This is a genomic window from Alteromonas sp. 5NW40-0090 (assembly GCF_057552975.1).
The window spans coordinates 73742-94332 of record NZ_BAAJLT010000013.1 but is presented as its reverse complement, the minus strand read 5'-3'; the positions used below and the strand labels follow the sequence as shown (position 1 = coordinate 94332).

Annotated in this window: 20 protein-coding genes; 10 read left to right on the top strand and 10 right to left on the bottom strand. The window is 44.2% G+C overall.

The window, feature by feature from the left end:
• Positions 1-120: 120 nt before the first annotated feature.
• From AC27KT_RS16240 to AC27KT_RS16230, 3 genes are all read right to left on the bottom strand, one after another.
• Positions 121-366 carry a DUF4235 domain-containing protein gene (locus AC27KT_RS16240; protein ID WP_487131691.1) on the bottom strand — a complete coding sequence of 82 codons (246 nt, stop codon included), beginning with the start codon at positions 364-366 and terminating at the stop codon, positions 121-123.
• Positions 367-494: 128 nt separating this feature from the next.
• Positions 495-662, bottom strand: a complete 168-nt coding sequence (locus AC27KT_RS16235; RefSeq protein ID WP_487131689.1) for a DUF1328 domain-containing protein — start codon at positions 660-662, stop codon at positions 495-497.
• Positions 663-928: 266 nt separating this feature from the next.
• Entirely contained in the window at positions 929-2404 is a 1476-nt protein-coding gene (locus AC27KT_RS16230; protein ID WP_487131687.1) for a catalase, read from the bottom strand.
• A 394-nt stretch (positions 2405-2798) separates the two neighbouring features.
• On the opposite strand from AC27KT_RS16230, the gene AC27KT_RS16225 reads away from it, so the two are divergent.
• Positions 2799-3326: a hypothetical protein gene (locus tag AC27KT_RS16225; protein ID WP_487131685.1), complete on the top strand. Its 528-nt coding sequence runs from the start codon at positions 2799-2801 to the stop codon at positions 3324-3326.
• Positions 3327-3434: 108 nt separating this feature from the next.
• Here the strand turns inward: AC27KT_RS16225 and yghU are convergent, their stop codons facing one another.
• From yghU to AC27KT_RS16205, 4 genes are all read right to left on the bottom strand, one after another.
• Positions 3435-4292 (bottom strand): glutathione-dependent disulfide-bond oxidoreductase, encoded by an 858-nt coding sequence (gene yghU / locus AC27KT_RS16220; RefSeq protein ID WP_487131683.1) that lies wholly within the window; start codon positions 4290-4292, stop codon positions 3435-3437.
• Between the two features lie 281 nt (positions 4293-4573).
• Complete coding sequence (locus tag AC27KT_RS16215; protein ID WP_269918180.1) at positions 4574-4831, bottom strand: hypothetical protein; 258 nt, start codon at positions 4829-4831, stop codon at positions 4574-4576.
• A gap of 309 nt (positions 4832-5140) precedes the next feature.
• A complete protein-coding gene (locus tag AC27KT_RS16210) occupies positions 5141-6832 on the bottom strand; it encodes an NAD-dependent malic enzyme (protein WP_487131680.1) in 1692 nt (563 codons plus the stop codon).
• 78 nt (positions 6833-6910) lie between these two features.
• Positions 6911-9577, bottom strand: coding sequence for a penicillin-binding protein 1A (locus tag AC27KT_RS16205; protein WP_487131678.1), 2667 nt, complete (start codon positions 9575-9577; stop codon positions 6911-6913).
• Between the two features lie 136 nt (positions 9578-9713).
• On the opposite strand from AC27KT_RS16205, the gene pilM reads away from it, so the two are divergent.
• The 9 genes from pilM to AC27KT_RS16160 all read left to right on the top strand — a co-directional run bounded on the left by pilM (position 9714) and on the right by AC27KT_RS16160 (position 18831).
• The gene (pilM, locus tag AC27KT_RS16200; protein WP_487131676.1) at positions 9714-10781 is read left to right on the top strand and encodes a type IV pilus assembly protein PilM; all 1068 of its coding nucleotides are present in this window, start codon (positions 9714-9716) and stop codon (positions 10779-10781) included.
• Positions 10769-11347 carry a PilN domain-containing protein gene (locus tag AC27KT_RS16195; protein WP_487131674.1) on the top strand — a complete coding sequence of 193 codons (579 nt, stop codon included), beginning with the start codon at positions 10769-10771 and terminating at the stop codon, positions 11345-11347. Before pilM ends, AC27KT_RS16195 begins: the two co-directional genes overlap by 13 nt.
• A gap of 2 nt (positions 11348-11349) precedes the next feature.
• On the top strand, positions 11350-11961 hold the full coding sequence (locus AC27KT_RS16190; RefSeq protein WP_487131672.1) for a type IV pilus inner membrane component PilO: 612 nt from the start codon (positions 11350-11352) through the stop codon (positions 11959-11961).
• Entirely contained in the window at positions 11958-12485 is a 528-nt protein-coding gene (locus AC27KT_RS16185; protein WP_487131670.1) for a pilus assembly protein PilP, read from the top strand. Before AC27KT_RS16190 ends, AC27KT_RS16185 begins: the two co-directional genes overlap by 4 nt.
• 2 nt (positions 12486-12487) lie before the next feature.
• Positions 12488-14263 carry a type IV pilus secretin PilQ gene (locus AC27KT_RS16180; RefSeq protein WP_487131668.1) on the top strand — a complete coding sequence of 592 codons (1776 nt, stop codon included), beginning with the start codon at positions 12488-12490 and terminating at the stop codon, positions 14261-14263.
• Between the two features lie 268 nt (positions 14264-14531).
• Positions 14532-15047 (top strand): shikimate kinase AroK, encoded by a 516-nt coding sequence (gene aroK, locus AC27KT_RS16175; RefSeq protein ID WP_025256800.1) that lies wholly within the window; start codon positions 14532-14534, stop codon positions 15045-15047.
• Positions 15048-15077: 30 nt separating this feature from the next.
• A complete protein-coding gene (aroB, locus tag AC27KT_RS16170) occupies positions 15078-16145 on the top strand; it encodes a 3-dehydroquinate synthase (RefSeq protein ID WP_487131667.1) in 1068 nt (355 codons plus the stop codon).
• Between the two features lie 123 nt (positions 16146-16268).
• Positions 16269-17744, top strand: a complete 1476-nt coding sequence (locus tag AC27KT_RS16165) for an SPOR domain-containing protein (protein ID WP_487131665.1) — start codon at positions 16269-16271, stop codon at positions 17742-17744.
• A gap of 226 nt (positions 17745-17970) precedes the next feature.
• Complete coding sequence (locus AC27KT_RS16160) at positions 17971-18831, top strand: Dam family site-specific DNA-(adenine-N6)-methyltransferase (protein ID WP_487131663.1); 861 nt, start codon at positions 17971-17973, stop codon at positions 18829-18831.
• 116 nt (positions 18832-18947) lie between these two features.
• On the opposite strand, the gene AC27KT_RS16155 is transcribed toward AC27KT_RS16160, so the two are convergent.
• From AC27KT_RS16155 to AC27KT_RS16145, 3 genes are all read right to left on the bottom strand, one after another.
• Complete coding sequence (locus AC27KT_RS16155; RefSeq protein WP_487131661.1) at positions 18948-19142, bottom strand: DUF2970 domain-containing protein; 195 nt, start codon at positions 19140-19142, stop codon at positions 18948-18950.
• An 8-nt stretch (positions 19143-19150) separates the two neighbouring features.
• On the bottom strand, positions 19151-19459 hold the full coding sequence (locus AC27KT_RS16150; RefSeq protein WP_039217648.1) for a hypothetical protein: 309 nt from the start codon (positions 19457-19459) through the stop codon (positions 19151-19153).
• Between the two features lie 169 nt (positions 19460-19628).
• Entirely contained in the window at positions 19629-20363 is a 735-nt protein-coding gene (locus AC27KT_RS16145; protein ID WP_487131658.1) for a TorF family putative porin, read from the bottom strand.
• Between the last annotated feature and the right edge of the window lie 228 nt (positions 20364-20591).

Sequence of the window (20591 nt, the reverse complement as noted above, 5' to 3'; positions counted from 1 at the left end):
AGCGTTTATGAGGTGAGCCCACATAGCATTAAGCCAATAGAGTCGCTGGCGCGATTTAATTTCGCTAATACCCTGCTTTGTGCCTTTAGGCTAGCGGCTCTATAGTAGAATCTTGTTGTGCTATTTTGAATTACGCTTGTCTAGTCCATATTGAACGGCCATTCTTGCAACACCTGCTCCAATGCCCGATACAACAGCCCAGGTAACGGCTTCTTTAAGGTCTGTATTTTCACTTTTTTTATCTTTAGGTGCAGGTTGCTTAGCTACCTTTTCCCAAGACTTTTGAAGCGTTTTTCTCGCGAGAATTCCTGCAGAGGCTGCGGCGAGTCCAATGCCTACATTCGTAATGAGCTGTTTATTACTCATGATGATCTCCGATAAATTTATCCATTGATGCGGCGGAAGAAAAATAACAGCCGATTATTGAACGAATAACAGCTGTTTTTTTCTGACCGTTGTATAGTCTTTGAATAAAGCTCAAATTTGGCTATAGCTTAGCTTTTGCCCCTAGCCAAATTCATTACTACTGAAATAATCAGTAAGATAACGAAAACACCAAATATAATTTTGGCAATACCCGCTGCAGAGCCGGCAATTCCACCAAATCCTAAAACCGCTGCAATTAATGCGACAACTAAAAATATTAAAGCCCAACGCAACATAATGTATCTCCTTATTTCGTCAGTTAAAGTCATTTAATATCTTAGTAATTGCAAACCATGGGCCTATTTGAGAGAGCATCTTAGCTATTGTAGAGCCCATAAGGCTTACAGGATGATAATAATCCAATTAAAGGGAATGCATTTTATCGCTGCCGTAGCCTTTATCACAAAACATACAGGCTTTCTTACGTTTAAAATTGTAAATATTTCTCGAATAAAAAGAATCAGAGTAATCTTTATTGATTAACTCTGATTCCCCACAGTTACTATCTATTTGCTACCGCCTTTCTCACCCGTTCACCATAGTCGCTATCAGCTAGGTCGTATTGCACGAACATGGCTTCTTGGACGTCTTGCGTTGCTTGGCTTAGGCCGTCAGCAATATTATTCACTAACTGCTGCTTTTGGTCTTCACTCATAATGCGGTATAAGTCACCAGCTTGTGAGTAGTTGTCTTCATCACGGTTATCATAAATATCTAACCATGCATCTTGCTCTAAAGGCATCGGTGGCTCTTGTACCTCTGGCATTTCAGCAGGCTCACCAATGCGAGCACGATTGTTTGGATAGAAGTTAGCTCCACTTCCTGCAAGTGCTGGGTTAACCCCTGCAAAAGCGCCATCTCGCTGATAATTGTGTACTGGACAACGTGGTGCGTTTACCGGTATCTGATTGTAGTTGGCTCCAATACGGTATCTGTGAGCATCTTGATAAGCAATTAGTCGCGCTTGAAGCATTCTGTCTGGCGACGCACCAATACCCGGTACCAAATTGCTCGGCGCGAACGCGGCTTGCTCAGTTTCTGCAAAGTAGTTATCAACATTACGGTTTAGCTCCAACTGTCCTACTTCAATTAACGGGAAGTCGCTGTGCGGCCATACCTTGGTAAGATCAAACGGATTGATACGATAATTACGTGCTTCCTCTTCGGTCATTATCTGCACGTTCACTGTCCACGATGGAAAATCACCGTTATCAATACTTTCAACAAGATCTTGTTGGGCACCATAGGCAGGCATTTTCGCTGCTTCTTCGTTAGTAAGCGTTTTGATACCTTGGTTAGTTTTAAAGTGCCACTTCACCCAATATCGCTCACCGGCGTTGTTCCAAAAGCTCAAGGTATGTGAGCTATAGCCATTCACATGACGGTATGAATACGGGATACCACGGTCAGACATCAAAATCGTTGACTGGTGTAGCGACTGTGGGTTGTTTGCCCAAAACTCATAAACCGCTTGCGGGTCAGGCAAGTTAGTACGTGGGTTCTTTTTCTGGCTGTGTATAAAGTCGGGGAACTTAATACCATCTCGCAAAAAGAATACGGGTGTATTGTTTCCAACCATATCCCAGTTACCTTGTTTGGTGTAAAACTTCACCGAAAAACCACGAGGGTCACGAGCGTAGTCACTTGAATCTTGGCCGCCACCTACAGTAGAAAAGCGCAAGAACACATCGGTTTTTTGCCCTTCTTTTTGCAAGAAGTCTGCAATAGTATAATCAGACAAACTTTTAGTTAGCGTAAAAGTGCCATATGCAGCACTACCTCTAGCGTGAACTACACGCTCTGGAATTCGCTCGCGGTTAAAGTGCGCAAGCTTCTCGAACAAATAGTGGTTGTCGAAAGTAACGGGGCCACGTGGTCCTGCAGTTCGACTTTGATTGTCATTAGCAACGGGTGCACCATTGCTAGATGTTAGCGTGGTAGGGTTTATAGCTGTACCTGAAAATGGACACTTACTCATTGCGAATTCCTTCTAATTCATTTCTCGCCCTCTTTTCAGCTTTACTAATAGTCTCGCTAAAACTGGGCACTACATGCGCAATTAACAATGTTTTGTTAATCACCTTTTTCGTTTAAAAAGATAATCGCTGATTCACCACAACAATTAAAGTGAACAAAATAGATAATATTAATCGTGATTTCAAATCACGCTAAAACACCTTTTACCAGGTGAATGTTTTTGCATATCTGTTTTGGTGTTGAGGCGCCGTAAGATGAGGGTAAGCATCGGCGAGTTTTATATCACTGGAAGGAGCGAAAGCAGAGCAAATTACTTTTTTGCAATGAAGGTCTAGCATCGTGCTTTTTTCGTAAACAGCAAAATAATCGTCTGCAATCTACTAGGGACTTGCGCCGTGACAAAGCCACTCATCTTCACTACGGGTTTTATAATGTTGTGCGTCATTGCCGTTGCGTCTTGGAATACCTTTGAAACACTTTGGCAAATTAACAATAAGAACAACGAGCTAACTTTTATGGGCAGTTCGGGTTGGCAGTGGCATAACAAATCACAAGGGCTTCAAATTAAGCGAGTTGATGGCTATTTGCCAGCGCTGAGAAAAGTGTCCGAGAGTAAAGAATATGCATCACTCGTTACCATTACCGAAAAGGGCAACTACCGGGGTTTTGTGTTTTTTGACCAAGACTGTGAAGAAGGCGCTACCGTCTCAGAAGAGGTAGCTTACAACGATTTTGAACAACCACGGCTTGAAGTGCTTCACTGCCTTCATGGCAAGCTGGTGTATATGAAAAGCTGGTCTGCAGTGCCTAACAAACGCTGGCGAGGCCGCGTGGGCAACTTTGAATTTAATGAGCCCCTGAATGAGTGGGATTTCACTCCACTTCAACAAGCCTATTTAAAGAGTGTGGCAGAACTCATTTGACAATTGAGGGCAGAGTACTTTTTGTTCCGCTTTTTGTCTATCCCCTTCCTTAGCCATACTGATGCTAAAAAGATGATAAACATAACTAAAGTACTCTGACCTCATTATTTAGGTGTTGGCTAGTGCGTCGTCGATATCTTTGGCGCTGTGACGGTTTTCTAACTGGCCGTCGTCGCCCCAGGTTTTGTTGACGATACGACCTCGTTTAACCCCTTCACGCTGCTCTAGTTGCTTAGCCCATCGCACCAAATTGGTATACTCGTGCACTTGAAGGAACGTTGCGGCATCGTACAGATTCCCGAGCACTAAATTACCGTACCACGGCCATATAGCCATATCAGCAATGCTGTATTCTTTTCCAGCCATAAACTCATTGTTTGCTAGGTGCTTATCTAGCACATCTAGCTGACGCTTAGTTTCCATGGTAAAGCGATTGATAGGATATTCCATGGGATAAGGCGCATAGCTGTAGAAATGCCCAAAACCACCACCTAAATATGGCGCTGACCCCACCTGCCAGAACAGCCAGTTAAAACATTCCGTCTTGGCATGGGCATCTTGTGGAATAAACTTTCCAAACTTTTCCGCTAGGTGAACTAAGATTGAACCCGACTCGAAAAGCTTAGTTTCTGGCGACGTGGTCCTGTCGACCATAGCAGGAATTTTACTATTCGGATTAACGTCAACAAACCCAGAAGAAAACTGATCGCCCTCACCAATGTTTATTAGCCAAGCGTCGTATTCTGCTTCGTTCACGCCAGCAGCTAACAGCTCTTCAAGCATGATAGTCACTTTTTGACCGTTAGGTGTGGCTAACGAGTAAAGCTGCAAATCGTGTTTGCCATTCGAACGAGCCTTTTCATGGGTAGCGCCCGACACAGGGCGATTGATACTGGCCCATTTGTTGCCATCATCCTCAGCCTGAGTCCAAACCTCGGGTGGCGTGTAGTTACTTTCTGTCGACATAGCAATTCCTTTAAATGACTTTATCGTTAAGGTTAGTGCAATACATAGCTACTTAGAGCAGCTTTTAAAGACTTATAGCTCAACACTGTCGACTAATAAACGGCGATATACGTTTACTGACATAAAAAAGCCGCGCACCAGAGTTACCCGAAGCGCGGCGTTTGAATAAAAGGCGAGCAGTCCTTTGCCCGCAAACTGGTACTATTCGATAACTGCCGTTTTGGTGTCGCCAGCTTCAACTGTGGCAGTATCGATAGTGTGAAGAAAAGATTGGTCGCGAGTCACTTAACCTTGTAGTAGGCGTCAATTAAGTCGGATTCATCCAAATAGGCAAACATTTCACTTTGTTCATCCAGCGCGCTTTCTGAAACTGCACTAGCAGTCGTTTTAGTCGCTTTCTCTTTTTGTGCTGCCATATCAATATCGGTTGCATCGCAAGCAGAAAGTGTTGCAAGAGCAGCCATAACTAGCGACGTAGAGAATGAGCGCTTAATAATTCGCGCACAGAAAAGACTTACCTTGTTTTTAAACTTGGTCATCAATAACACCTCTTGCTCCTTGTTGTGACTGCCAAGAGGTCTATCAATCATTGTGCCAACAAGAATTAATCGTTTAATTACATAGAGTTAAATATTAGAACGCGGTAAATAGTGCAAGTTGAGCGAAGGAAATGTTGCGCATAGGCAACACCGTTTTACATTTGAAAGATGCTTTGCAAGAAATGGGTAAAATACCGGCAGCTGTGTGGGAGTTTATTACCGTTTTAAAACGAAGAGTTCTGCACTAAACGGTATTTATTGCATAAAAAAAGCAGGCTTAGCCTGCTTTTTTGTTGCCATTATATTTTACTAAATGCTAACGCGCTTATAAGGGCGATATTCTGCTTTCCAGAAGTTACGCTCAATGCTGGCGCGCAGTGCGTCGTCAGACATTTCGAGCGCTAACCCTTGCTCCATAGCAACTTTACCCACTTCAAAAGCAATCTCACGGCTAATTTCTGCAATCGCTGCAAGTGGTGGCAACAACGAACCTTGCCCTGTGTTGACTAATGGCGACGCTGCCGCAAGAGCGTTACTTGCAGCCATTAGCATTTCATCACTAATGAGCTTCGCTTTTGAGGCGACAACACCAAGGCCGATACCCGGGAAAATATACGAGTTATTACACTGAGCAATAGGAATAATATTGCCATTGTACTCAACAGGCTTAAATGGGCTGCCTGTTGCAATAATCACTTCACCTTCGGTCCATTCAATAACTTGCTCAGGACGCGCTTCAACCTGACGCGACGGGTTACTCAGTGGGAAGATTATTGGCAACTCACAACCTTGTTTCATGGCACGAATCACTTGTTCAGTGAACAAACCCGGCTGTCCAGAAACACCGATAAGTACGTCAGGCTGCGCACAGTACATCACATCCAACAGTGACGCGTAATCTCCGCTGAATGTCCAATCTGCCAAATCGGTATTTTTCTGCTGAAGCTTTTGCTGGAAGTCGCGTAAACCTTCCATACCCTCAGTTACCAAGCCAAAGCGATCAATCATAAACACTTGCTTACGCGCTTGTTCGTCAGTAAGGCCTTCAAACACCATTTGTTGAATAAGCATTTCGGCAATGCCACAGCCAGCTGAACCCGCCCCCACGAACACAACTTTCATGTCGCGTAGCTTTTGCTGCTTGGTTTTACATGCCGCCAAGATAGTACCAAGGGTAACGGCAGCGGTACCTTGAATATCGTCATTAAAACAGCATACGTCGTTGCGATAGCGGTTTAATAACGGCATAGCGTTTGGCTGCGCAAAATCTTCAAATTGAATCATGACATCAGGCCAGCGACGCTTCACAGCATTTATAAACATATCAACGAATTCGTCGTATTCTTCCTGTCCAATACGCGGGTGGCGAGCGCCCATGTACATTGGATCATTAAGTAGCTTTTCGTTGTTAGTGCCTACATCTAACATTACGGGCAATGTGTATGCCGGGCTAATTCCACCACATGCGGTGTAAAGCGAAAGCTTACCAATAGGAATGCCCATCCCCCCGATACCTTGGTCTCCCAAGCCTAAAATACGCTCACCGTCGGTTACAACAATCACCTTCACTTTGCGCTTAGTCGCATTGCGAACAATGTCATCTAACTGATGGCGCTCTTCATAAGATACAAATAAGCCTCGTGAACTGCGATAAATATCAGAAAACTGTTCACATGCATCACCGACTGTTGGGGTGTAGATAATAGGCATCATCTCATCGATGTGCTTTTGAATAAGACGATAAAATAAGGTTTCGTTATTGTCTTGAATAGCACGCAAATAAATATGCTTATTGAGTGCTTCATCGAAGCTACTGTATTGCATATAGGCGCGTTCAACTTGCTCTTCAATGGTTTCGTACCGTGGAGGCACAAGACCAGTTAGGTTAAACGCAGCTCTCTCGCGCGCAGTGAAGGCACTGCCTTTATTAAGTAGGGGCGTTTCCAGCAGTGAAGGGCCGGCATGAGGAATATAAAGATATCGCTGTGAATCTTCTGACATTGGTTTTCCGATAATGTGTTCAGGGCAAATACATAGCCTTCGCCTGAAGCAGCACGCACACAGCGTGCTTTTTTATAATTAGAATATTTCTTCTGGCTCTGGCGCAGTTGTCTTGTCCTGCGTGGCTGGATCTAACACTTCGTCATCGCGAACGTAAGTCGTTGGTTCCGTACCTTGCAGGAAATATTCGAATAGTGTCGTATGGTCTGTACGTCTGGTCAACTTTCCACTGGTACGATCAATGCGAACACGTACTATATTTTCTGGTACGGGCATAGGCGTATGCGGTTTATTTTCAAGGGCATGCTGCATAAATCTTATCCATGCAGGCTCCGCCGCTTTCGCGCCATCTTCAATACCAATCAAAGCGTTACCAATCCAGTTGAACTTCTCAGGGTCCTTGTTGATCAGGTTTTGGTTACGCGTTGAACGGCCTAATTGACGGCCCATGTTGTCGAACCCAACCCAGGCAGTTGCTACTAAGTCCTTATGGAAGCCACTAAACCAGGTATCGCGAGAGTCATTTGTAGTACCCGTTTTACCAGCAATATCGGTGCGCTGAAGAATATTTCGAGCACGCCAGCCTGTGCCTAACCAATAGGTCTTTTTGCTCCAGTTTCCGTTTGCTCTAACAGCCGTTCGCATCATTTCTGCCACTAAGAAAGCGTTTTGAGCAGTAATGACCTGCGGCGCTATTACCTTTTCCGTGATTTCATCATCACCGTTGATGTCACCAAGTAAAATATCTTGATTCAGTTCAGCAGCTAGTAAGGCTTCAATATCCGCTTCTTCGTCTTCCGGTAATATTTCCGGGTCGCTTTGATTCTCACAACGATTGCACGCCCAAACTGGGTTCGCTTTCCAAAGCTCATCGCCGTTTTCATCAAGCACTTTGCTGATAAAATGAGGGTTTACCAAGTAGCCACCGTTCGCAATGACCGACATGCCCCGTACCACTTCAAGTGGCGTATGTGAGCTGGACCCAAGGGACACAGTTTCATCAAGCGGAATATCGTCTTTATTAAATCCAAAGCGCGTTAGATAATCAGCCGTTTCTCTAAGACCAACACCACGGAGTAATCGAACCGATACTACGTTTTTCGATTTTCCAAGGGCTTTACGCATTCTGATTGGACCGTCGTATTCAGCCGGCGAGTTTTGGGGGCGCCACGCTACACCTGTAGCCGCGTTCCATTGGTTAATAGGCGCGTCGTTTATAATAGAAGCAAGGGTGTAACCACTGTCTAACGCTGCTGAATAAACGAAAGGTTTAATGTTTGACCCCACTTGGCGCTTAGCCTGCGTTGCCCGGTTAAACTGGCTTTGGTAGAAGCTATAACCGCCAACAACCGCTTCAACCGCACCGTTTTTCGGGTTAAGTGCGATAAAGGCTCCGCTTACCTCGGGAATTTGCGAAATACGCCACTGCCCTTCTTGCTGCCTAATGTAAATAACCGCACCTTCTTGAGTAACATCGGACGCAGTTTTAGGGTCACTGCCCTGCCTAAAATCCGTAATGTAACGTCTCGCCCAGTCCAAGCCATCCCACTCTACCGTAATGGTTCTTCCGTCGACGGCAAGCACATCAATTGACTGTTCATTTACCTTTGTTACCACAGAAGGCAGTAGAGGCTTAATGTGAGGGATTTCTTCAAGCACTCGTATAAGTGATTCGTCATCCCATTCTTCTCGCGTTGTTTTATTACTTACGTCAAAGCTTAGCGAAAGCTGGGGAATTACGTCATCTTTGCCTTCTTGCTTTGGAATATCCCATAGGTACCCCAACGCCCCTTTATAACCATGACGTTCATCGTAATCGTGAAGGTTTCTCACTACTGCTCGTTGCGCGGCTAATTGAAGGTCAGACGTTGCTGTTGCGAATACTTGATAGCCTCCAGTTTCCGCTTCTTCTTTTCCATAAATTTCGACCATTTCATTGTAAATGGTGTCAGCCAAATAAGGGGCATCAACTTCAATTTCGGCACCATGTTTCTTTGCTGAAACTGGCGCATTGGCAGCTTCATCAAACTGTGCTTTAGTGATGTATTCTTCATCTAACATTCGAAGCAGCACAACACGTCGGCGCTCTACAGACCGCTGTGGCCCGCTGATTGGGTTTAGCACTGAAGGTGCCTTTGGAAGACCCGCGATAGTAGCAATTTGGGCTAAAGAAAGCTCGTTAAGCGGTTTGCCATAATACACCTGAGCCGCCGCTCCAAAACCAAAAGCTCTATGACCTAACTCAATTTTATTGAGGTATAGTTCCAGAATTTCTTGCTTAGAAAGCTCCTGCTCCATGTGCAACGCTATAAATATTTCTTTTATCTTACGAATGTAGGTTTTTTCACGGCTAAGAAAGAACCCTCTTGCAAGCTGCATGGTTAACGTACTCGCTCCCTGACGCTTTTCGCCAGTTAAGACTAAACTTACAGCTGCACGCATTATACCAATGGGGTCGATACCGTGATGTTCGTAGAAGCGGCTGTCTTCGGTTGCGAGTATGGCATCGATTAATTCTTGCGGAACTTCCTCAAGTTTTACCGGGATCCGCCGTTTAACTCCATACTGCGAAATAAGTTTTCCGTCTTTGGTGTATATCTGCATAGGGGTTTGCAGCCTTACATCCTTAAGTACAGTAACACTTGGTAGGTCAGGTTTGATATAAAAGTAAATACCTACCAGTGCTGCAAAACCAAGAAGGCCTGATAGAAAGCTAAATAAAATAAGTGGTTTAATGTACTTCACTGTAACGGATACCAAGACATTTTGTTGAAATGACGTATATTCTATACGTATGTGTTATCTGTAGAACCATACGCACAATACTAATAGAGTAATATTGTACTTTAGAGCAACTACCTTTGAAACTGGACACTTGCACATGAAATCGCTGTTCAAAAAAAAGCTGCCGCCCATTGTGGGCTTAGATATAGGCACGCGTCAAATAAAAGCGGTATGGCTAGAACAATCAAAAGACGGGTTCGTCCTTCAAGGTTATGCCTGCGAGCCGATCACTAAGATCGCTTTTTCAGAGCGAGATATTAAAGATTATGAATCGGTAAGCATTGCGCTGAAAAAAATTCGCAAATCTCTGAAGACAAAATTAAAGTTGGCGAATGTTGCGGTGGCAGGAACCTCAGTCATTAGTAAAATCGTATACATGGATCCTGAACAAAACGATTATGATCTTGAAAATCAAATAGAAATAGAGGCGGACAGTCTGATCCCCTATCCTCTTGAAGAAGTTTATTTAGATTTTGAAGAAATGGGGCCAAGTACTACCCATACTGGTAAAGTAAACGTTTTGCTGACCGCTGCTCATAAAGACCTAGTAGATAGCCGTTTGCTTCTAACTAGAGAAGCCAATTTCGAGCCTAAAATTGTTGATATGGAAAATTACGCTATTGGTAATGCGTTAGACTTTTTTCACCCCCCTCAGCCAGAAGATGAGCCACTTTGTTGCATTAATGTGGGTGCTTCGCTACTTCAAATATGCGTGATCAAAAATGGTGACGTAGTCTATACAAAAGAGCATGCTTTTGGGCTTAACCAATTAATCAGTGATATTAGTGCCATTCATATGGTAGAACGAGAGGTGGCAGAGCGTCAGCTATTAGACGGCACGCTTTCAGGCAACTGGGTAGAAGATACCCTCCCCATCTTTGCAGCAAACCTTCAGCAGAACATCAACCGCGCACTTCAGATGTATATGAGCACTCTACATGCACAACGCCCAAGTAAGATTCTATTAAGTGGCGGCGCAGCGACCATCGAACCATTGGTAGATATCCTGAAACAAGACTTAGGCCTTGAAGTAGATTGTTTTAACCCGTTCAGCAATATGACGATAAACCCAAAACTTGATACTACTCGACTGAGTAAAATTGCGCCACAGCTTGCAATTGCAGCGGGTCTGGCGAGCCGGAGCTTTACGCCATGGCACATGTAAATTTACTTCCGTGGCGAGAAAAACAGCGCCAACATCAAAAACAACAATACTTAGTTGGCTTGGTTGCCGTCGCTGCTATTGTAGGCTTAATTTTTTGGTTTATAGGGCAAGCTATCGACCAGCAGATTAATAACCAAAACTCACGTAACCAATATCTCGAACGCGAAATCGCTACTCTTGATGCACAGATCGGCGAAATCAAGAAACTAAAAGACAAAAAGAACGCTGTTGAACAACGTATGGCCTTAATTGAACAGCTTCAGGCCAGCCGTAATGTCGCGCCCATTGTGTTTGATGAACTCGCCAAATTGGTACCTCAAGGGGTGGCGTTTGAATCAATGACAAGAAGTAATAACAGCATCAAAATAGAAGGGATAAGCGACTCTAATAATCGCTTATCAGACTTTATGCGTGCCTTAGATAACTCGAAAGTATTTGTGGGCGCAGAACTCTCTACGATTAAGTCTGACAGCAGTGCGGCAAGAGCTATTAGTAACTTTACCCTTACATTTTCTATCGCGCCGAATGTTGCCCCCCTAAAAAACGCTAGTAGTGAGGCGCCATAATTATGAAGTTTGACGTTTCGAAACTTAAAGAATTAAACGAACTCGATTTTGAACAGATTGCTATTTGGCCGAATGAGGTTCGCATTGTCGTTGCAGCATTCGTTGCAATATTAGTAGGCGCTCTTAGCTATTATACGTTGGTAAGCCCAAAGCTCCCTATCAAGGATGCAGCTGAGCTGAAAGAACAAGAGCTTAAGCTGCAATTTGAAGCGAAGTACCGTATCGCGGCGAATTTAGAAGCTTATGAAGCGCAGCTCGCGAAAATTAAGGAAGATTTTTCTTCCATGCTTAAGAGCTTACCCACCAGTAACGAAACGCCAGGTTTGCTTGACGACATCACTTATGTCGGCACATCGGCAGGTCTGACATTTGAACTACTTAACTGGCAGCAAGAAGTACCGAAAGAATTCTATACTGAGCTACCTATAGAAATGGAAGTCAGTGGCGGATATCACAACTTTGGGGAATTCGTGTCTAAAGTGGCGGACTTACCTCGTATTGTTACGCTGCATGACTTTGATATTAAACGGGAAGCAAACGGGCTATCCCTTAAACTTCAAGCCAAAACCTATCGTTCTGAAAACTCCTCGGATTTTGAAGGAGCTGAGCAATGATTCGTGCACTTTTTTCTCTTTTGGCCTTGCTTCTTATTGCGGGCTGCTCGCCAAAACTGAATGACCTTCAAGCCTACACGCAAAGTGTGAAATCGCGCGCGCAGCCTCAAATCGAGCCCTATCCAGAGTTTAAAACCCACCCGCCATTTAGCTATACCGCAAGTGCACTTAGGAGCCCGTTTGACCGCCCGCGCAACAACGCAGCCCCAGTAGCTAAAGCTCGCGTGGAAAACTGTCTACAACCTAACTTTCAACGTCCAAAGGAAGCATTGGAGGCTTATGGCGTAGATGCCCTCGCCCTTGCCGGCAATTTTGCGGTTAAAGGAGTGAAATGGGCATTATTAAAAAGCAACGACGGCGCGCTACATAAAGCGAAAGTAGGGAGCCGTATAGGATTGTTTTATGGCAAAATTATGCAAATTAGCACCGACTCAATTACTATTGAACAACTATTACCTGATGGTGCAGGCTGCTGGCAAAGGAAAACAACAACAATGACTACAGCATCGAAGGCGGGAGAGTAAGCATGGCCGAACGATATATTTTCAACAAATCTCTCAATCGCAGAGCGCCTAGATGGTATTGGCTGGCCTTCGTCGTCGCAGCAATATTTTCGTTCACTTTTCTGGTTTCTCATCCTGTCAAAGCACAGGAGCCACTACTGGTAGATCCTAACGCGAAGAGAAGTGAAACGGCCCCAACTACCACCATTACGAATATAGATTTTACCCAAGCGGCAAATAGCACTGCTGTTACCCTAGTAGAATTTGTCGGCACAGCACCAAAGGTGCAGCTTATTGAATCTCAAGGAAAGGTGACACTCACACTCACCAATACTGCATTAGCTGAAGACCAGCTAGTAGAACTAAGTGTGGCGGACTTCGGCACTATCGTTTCGACCATAGAAACCTTTGAAGACGAAAACGCCGCCCGTGTTGAGATAAATTACTCAGGTCCAGTTACGGTCAAAAACACGGTGAAAGATAGCGTATTACGCATAGCTATTTCACCAATGGACAGTGAACAGCAAGAAGCACTTGAGGCAGAGAATAAATATACTGGCGACCCTATTTCTCTTGATTTTCAAGATGTGCCTGTAAGACAGGTTTTGCAAATTATTGCGCAGGTAAATGGCTTTAACCTCGTCACGACTGACACAGTATCAGGCAATGTTACTATCAGTTTATCTGGCGTTCCTTGGGATCAAGCCTTAGATATGATCTTGCGCGTTAAAGGATTAGACAAGCGTTTAGAGGGCAACATCTTGTTGATTGCGCCGGCAGAAGAATTGTCTGCTCGTGAAACTCAAGCGTTGCAATCTAAAAAACAAGTTTCAGATTTAGCCCCTTTGCATACGGTAAATATTTCAGTTAACTACGCTAAAGCCTCTGCATTGGCTACTATTCTAAAATCTAGTGAAGGCGGTATTCTTTCCGAGCGTGGGGGTGTTACGGTAGATGAGCGAACCAACACCCTACTTATACGCGATACATTAGCCTCGATTGACGAAGCAAGAAAAACTATCAACGCGTTAGATATTCCAGTTAAACAGGTACTGATTGAAAGCAGAATGGTCACAGTACTTGACAATGTTGACGAGCAGTTAGGTGTGCGCTGGGGGTTTAGTGACCGCCAAGATGATAACGGCGTATCAGGAAGCCTCGAAGGAGCCGATACCATTGCCGGAGGCGTGGTGCCTAGCATAGATAACCGTCTTAACGTGAATCTTCCGGTAACCAGCGCTGCGGGGAGCATCGGCTTTCAAATAGCGAGCTTAGTAGACGGCACCATATTAGACCTTGAACTTTCTGCACTAGAGTCGGAAAACAAAGGGGAAATTATTGCAAGTCCTCGTATTACTGTGGCCAATCAACATGAAGCTTATATTGAACAGGGTACGGAAATACCCTATGTGCAGGCAACGTCAAGCGGCGCTACATCGGTTGAGTTTAAAAAAGCGGTTCTATCGCTTAAAGTTACTCCTCATATTACGCCAGATAACCGCATTATTCTGGACTTAGTGGTAACTCAAGACACGCGCGGCGAAACCGTAGCTACATCAACTGGTGATGCAGTCGCTATCGATACACAGGAAATTAAAACGCAGGTATTGGTTGAAAACGGCGAAACCATTGTACTTGGTGGGATTTTCCAGCAGACAAGTTCTGATGGCGTATCCAAGGTACCTTTATTTGGTGACTTACCCGTTGTAGGTGCCTTATTTAGAAATACGTCACAACTTCAGCAGAAGCGAGAGTTACTCATTTTTGTTACACCCAAAATTGTAACTGAACGTCCATAAGAACAGTTTTATCTTCAAAAAACGCGCATCTTAATGCGCTTTTTTTGTTTTGAGACCTTTTTTATCACTAAATTTACAGGTATACGCTATTTGTTAGTAACAAAACTTGCAACGCCTTACATGAAACTGAGATAATCCCCGCCTCGAAATTTAAGCGAGGTTTAAGGAGTGGTGCTTATTGGAAACTAAATAGGCACGAGTCAATGGGTAGGCTGGTAAGGCAACAGTGCACTGCCCCTAACATGATTAAGTTGTGATATAAGCAAATATGGCTGAAAAACGTAATATCTTTTTAGTTGGCCCAATGGGTGCTGGCAAAAGTACTATCGGTAGACATCTGGCAGACGAACTTCACCTAGACTTTTTTGATTCGGATCAGGAAATTGAGCGCCGTACAGGTGCGGACATCGCCTGGATCTTCGACCTTGAAGGCGAAGATGGATTCCGTAAACGCGAAGAAACCGTCATTAACGATTTGACAGATAAGCAAGGCATTGTACTTGCCACTGGCGGCGGCTCTATTGTAACCAAAGCTGTGCGTAATCGTTTATCTGCCCGTGGCATCGTTGTTTACCTACAAACGACAATCGATAAGCAAGTTGCCCGTACACAACGCGACAAACGTCGCCCTTTGCTGCAAAACGAAGATCCAGAGCAAGTACTTCGCGACCTTGCAGAAATGCGCAACCCGCTTTACGAAGAAGTTGCTGATTACATTGTTGATACAGACGACCAGAGCGCGCGTGCTGTAGCAAATCAAATTATCAGTAAAATTGGTTTATAACATAAATATGTAATAGGAGGTGCTACGCCAATGTCAACCTTAACTGTGGAACTTGGGGAACGTAGCTATCCTATACAGATAGAGGCTGGGCTGCTTTCGCAACCCGGCCTTTTTAGTGCCTACATTAAAGGCCCACTGGCCGTCATCGTAACCAACGAAACCGTTGCCCCACTTTACTTAGAAACCGCCAAAGCAGCTTGTGGTAACGTTCACGTTGAAACCATCATTTTGCCAGACGGCGAGCAGTACAAGAATTTAGAGCAATTCGAAGTTGTCATGACCCGTCTGCTCGAATTAAATGCGGCAAGAGACACGACACTGATAGCCCTTGGTGGTGGTGTAATAGGTGATCTCACAGGCTTCGTGGCAGCAACCTACCAACGCGGAGTGCCTTTTATTCAGGTACCTACTACCCTGCTTTCTCAGGTAGACTCATCGGTAGGCGGAAAAACGGCGGTAAACCATCCTCTTGGTAAAAACATGATTGGTGCTTTTTACCAACCGGTTTACGTTGCTATCGATACCAATTCATTGGCTACCCTACCGAAAAGAGAATTCGCTGCTGGCATGGCAGAAGTCATTAAATACGGCATTATTTATGACGCGCCGTTTTTCACGTGGCTGGAAGATAACGTAGATGCACTTACGTCTCTTGATACTGAAATTCTTACCTACGCCATATCCCGCTGCTGCGAGATCAAAGCCGATGTTGTTGCGAAAGACGAGCGCGAAGGTGGACTGCGCGCTATTCTAAACCTTGGGCATACCTTTGGTCACGCTATTGAAGCTGAGCAAGGCTACGGCAACTGGCTGCATGGCGAAGCGGTAGCCGCTGGTACTATAATTGCTTGTAAAGCTGCTGAAGCATTAACGTGGTTTGAAGCGTCAGAAACACGACGCGTATCGTCGCTATTTGAAGCATTTGCTTTACCTGTTGCAGGTCCAAATAGTATGACAAAGGATGACTACGTTAAGCATATGAAGCGCGATAAAAAGGTGGAAGCTGGCAGTATTCGATTTGTACTTCCCCAAGGTATTGGCAAAGCGGTTGTTACCAAAGATGTTACAGACGACATTCTTTCTAGCATCCTATCATAGCTAATTGCTATCGCTACAAACTGGCAACGCGCCCTGTTGAGACTTTCTTATGTTTATTGAGCTCATAACAAGGAGCGTTGTAATACAGGTTTTTAAAGCAACGGTGAATAAGGGCAAACTCCCATGCAAAGTGAACTGCATGAACGTTTGGAATATCTGGTCAATTACTCCTCTCAACTGATTTTTGTCAGCGGGGATTCTATAGCTCAGCAACAAAAGACCCTTGAAGCCTTTGTCTTTCAGCAGCACGATGATACCGAAATTGCGTATTTGACTGCGCAGAAAAGTATGGAACCGTCTGATTATCGTCGACAACTTTGTCGACAGCTACTTGGTCAAGTTGTGGGTAGCTTCGTTCGCCCCCTCAACGAATTACTGTCTAGCTTAAATAATCACGAAGGCCCCATTCTTATCGCTATTACCCAAGCGCATAACCTTCCTGATGCTCTGTTACAAGAGCTATGGGATTTGGTATTACAGAGTAGATTTGCTGGCAATAAACAACATTTGAACGTGCTTTTATTTGCCAACAATGAGTGGGCTGAGCGCGCCAAACAATGGCTTCCTGCGAAAAATACTGAAACTCCGCTTATTATTAGTAGCCAATCTGTCATTAGTGAGCAGCCAAATTTCGAGTCAGAGCTCGACAAAATGATCGCGTCACGAAGAGAAGCGTTTCAGGCTCACTTAGAAAATAGACAACGTGAAAACACCAAGACATTCACCAACCCACTTAAAACAAAGTGGTTTTATTTAGGTGTGGCTCTAGTCTTTCTGTCCACATTCTCAGGCCTTATTTATTGGCAATACGGTGAAAAACTGTCATCTATATTTTCTCCTATTAGCCAGCAAACGCTTGAACCTAAGGAAACTCAGGTTCGACCGGGTTCAGCCTATATTAAGCTAATTGCTGATGGTAATGGTGATGAAGGCCTCAGTGGCGACGTTGAAAAAAGCGGAGAAACCACAGCTGCTGAAATGCAAAATAACGTAAGCGCACAAACCGGTAATGTGGAAATTGTCTCAACACCAAGTGCCACGCCTGAGTTACCGAGTCAACCAACCCTTGATGCGCCATCGGAAAGTGAAATAGCAGACAATGACTCGCTGATTACCGATTGGGAAAGCGCGGTATCATCATTGCCTGATGCAGGTTCTTCGTCTAAAACAGAAGGCGATAATAGTAATATTACAGCAAGGGCACTAAGCAGTAATTCTTCCTCCGTCGATACTAGTTCAGGTGAAAGTACTGAGCAAAGCGCTGATACGGCACTTAGTAACGAAAATAGGAAACAAACATCACTGCAGCCAAACCAGTGGATTAGTGCTAACGATTACGCCATCCAAATGCTAGCGATGAAAAGCGAATCGGTGCTCAATGCATTCTTGCGTGAAAACAATCTTGTAGATCAAACCCGTATTTATAAAACCGAACGCTATGGTGGCGACTGGTTTGTCGTTGTTTTTCGAGAGGTTTTTCCCTCACTATCACAAGCACAACAGGTACGTGCAGCGCTACCTGAATATCCGGGCAAACAAAATGCCTTTATTAAGCGAGGAAATCAGGTCCTCTCTGAAATAGACAAAGCACAAAATTAAGCCAGTTTTCTACGCACACTCCCTTTTAATTTTGATAATTTGCCAAAATTCCATTCTTGCGACACTTGTTGGTTGTCCGTTTTACTGATGAAAGTTACAATCTACCTTTAGTGTGGTGATATCTGATACTGATCAGCATAAAAGTATAAAGACGACCCTTTCCCTTGGAACGGCGGCGCACGGAAAAACCACCGTCTTCATTCCGTCTAGGTAGTAACGTTTAAGCATGATGCAGAAAAAAAACCGGGCCTTTTTAAAATGGGCCGGTGGCAAATACAGCTTGGTTGAGCATATTCAGGCCAGATTACCGCAAGCTAACAAACTTATAGAACCGTTTGTTGGTGCCGGCTCTGTATTTCTGAATACGCAATACAAACGTTACCTGCTTAATGACATTAACCCTGATCTCATTAATCTATACAACTTCTTAAAAGCGCAACCCGATGCGCTTATTAACGACGCACGCGCGTTTTTTGATGGAAGCCGCAATGAAGAGAAAATGTATTATGACCTGCGAGAAGAGTTTAACGGCACACAAGACGAATACTATCGCGCTATTCTTTTTCTCTATCTGAACCGCCACGGCTATAACGGTTTGTGTCGCTACAGCCTTCAAGGTCGTTTTAATGTGCCCTTTGGCCGTTACAAAAAGCCTTACTTTCCAGAAGATGAAATGTTCGTGTTTTCTGAAAAATCACAAAAGGCTACCTTTACCTGCCTGCCATTTGAGAAAGTTTTTTCAAGAGCTAGGCGAGGCAATGTTATTTATTGCGATCCACCATACGCACCTATTAGTAAAACAGCAGCCTTCACTAGCTACGCGGCGCGAAGCTTTGGGCAAGAGTCACAAGAGAAGCTGGCGGAGCTAGCCACCCGAGCTTCTAAAAAGCGTGGTATACCGGTGTTAATATCGAACCATGACCTACCGCTCACGCGCGCCTTATACCAGGGAGCAGACTTTAGTATGCTGTCAGTTAAGCGCTCAATAAGTCAAAACGGTGCGAAGCGGCAGCCTGTGGATGAAATACTTGCTTATTTTCCACCCGCAAAAGTCGTTCCCAAACGAAATACGCATAAGAAAAAATAGTTCAGCGCCCGTCAGCTTAATGACGAATATAAAACTGAAAGAAAGGTTAGAGAGCATTCATTTGAAGTTATGACGAGTCTGAGCTCATCTAGGTAGTGTATAGGTCTAGCTCGGATTTAGCCCGCATACCATCTAACAAACATGAAAAGCGAAACGACGAATACCCCAACTAAAATAACGCCAATGATAGCAAAACTGATAAAGGTACCTTTAGTAAAGTCCCGCTCATAGTTTTTGTGGCTTTGCACGCCAAATAAGCTTGCTACTACACTTCCTAGAACTGACCAGAAACCAGTACCAGATTGCATCATGCCGACCCCTATGAGTCGTTTGAAGGTGAGGTGAAATCTCGATTACCATCGTCGCTATGAAGCAACTCTAGTAAGTCTAAAAAGTGGAATTGAAAAGACGGTGATTTACCCGCTATCCACGATAGCCAACTAACTTCTTCCACTCCCTCTTGATGACGGGCGCATTGATTTTGAATGTGGCTTGCTGGCAACTTGGGGTTAAACTCAGTAACAGGTTGGAATTCGCAAACAGACGAACGAGAGCTTGGCGGGTTTGTAACAGCCACACTAACCAGGGCGACAGCTCCACAAATGGCAAAAAAAGGAAGAACTTTCATCCTGAATACCCCTTACACTCGTCTAAAAATTAGTCTCATTATAATCAAAAGTAGGTAACGAACAAGTTAAAAATGCGTTGCTTTAAAAATGAAAAGCCTAATATACATTAGGCTTTTATTACTCAACGTTTAAGTCAAGAGGCCTGTCCGTTGACCTCTCCCTTTAATTTTAAAGTTCGAAATCCACTGAATAGCCTACAGTGAATTTCAACTCGTCGTTATCTAATGCGTCAGCACCAGTATCATCTAGGTTAGTGCCAGTCACTGCAAAGCTAAAACCGTCTTTAGCAATAGTTACGCCGTAATCAGCATAGCTATCAGTACCGTCGCCGAAGTTAAAAGCATCAACAAAGTCACCACTGTGATAACCAGCGTGTAGAGTCAACTCAGTGCCGTTCAAAATCTCTGTAGTATAGTCAAGAGATGCGTAGTAAGCCTGGCCAAAGCCGAAGTCTTGACCTTCTGCTTCGTCAGCTTCGGTGTGCGCTAGTAGGTAAACTGTTACGCTCACACCACCCATGCCAACTGAGCCATAGATTTCTGCGAAATCAAATTCTGCTTCAGCGTCGTAGTTGTAGTACAGGTAACCGAAGTCATAAGCAATACCATCAGACTCGCCCGAGTAACCAAAGTATACGTCATGCTCGTATGAGTAAATATCATCTGATGCATAACTTACGTTCGACGCCCATGTACCTGCATAAAAACCACTTTCGTGCGCGTAATCGATACCGCCTTGAACAGCAGCTTCGTTTACAGTTTGGGTTAGACCACGCCAAATGTAATTGCTGGTCGCGCCAGCATTCGCAGTAAATTCACCCTCTGCATAGCTAGGCATAGCAGTTAGTAAACACGCTGAAGAAATAGCAGCGGCAAGTAGAGTTCTTTTTTTAGATGTTTTCATGTGTGTTCTCCAGTCAAATTCAAACTTGTTGTAATTCGTTTTTTTTCTGTCTGTGTTTTCTTTTTGACTGGGTAACGCAAAGTTGATGCCCATTTATGGTTCATCATAAAAGCCAGTTAAAATAAATTTAAAACATTGAAAAATATAAACTTATTTAAAGGCAGCCCCGCTTTCACAGTTTTTAGACGATCCCATGAACGAACAATAACGCACCAATTAAACGCAACC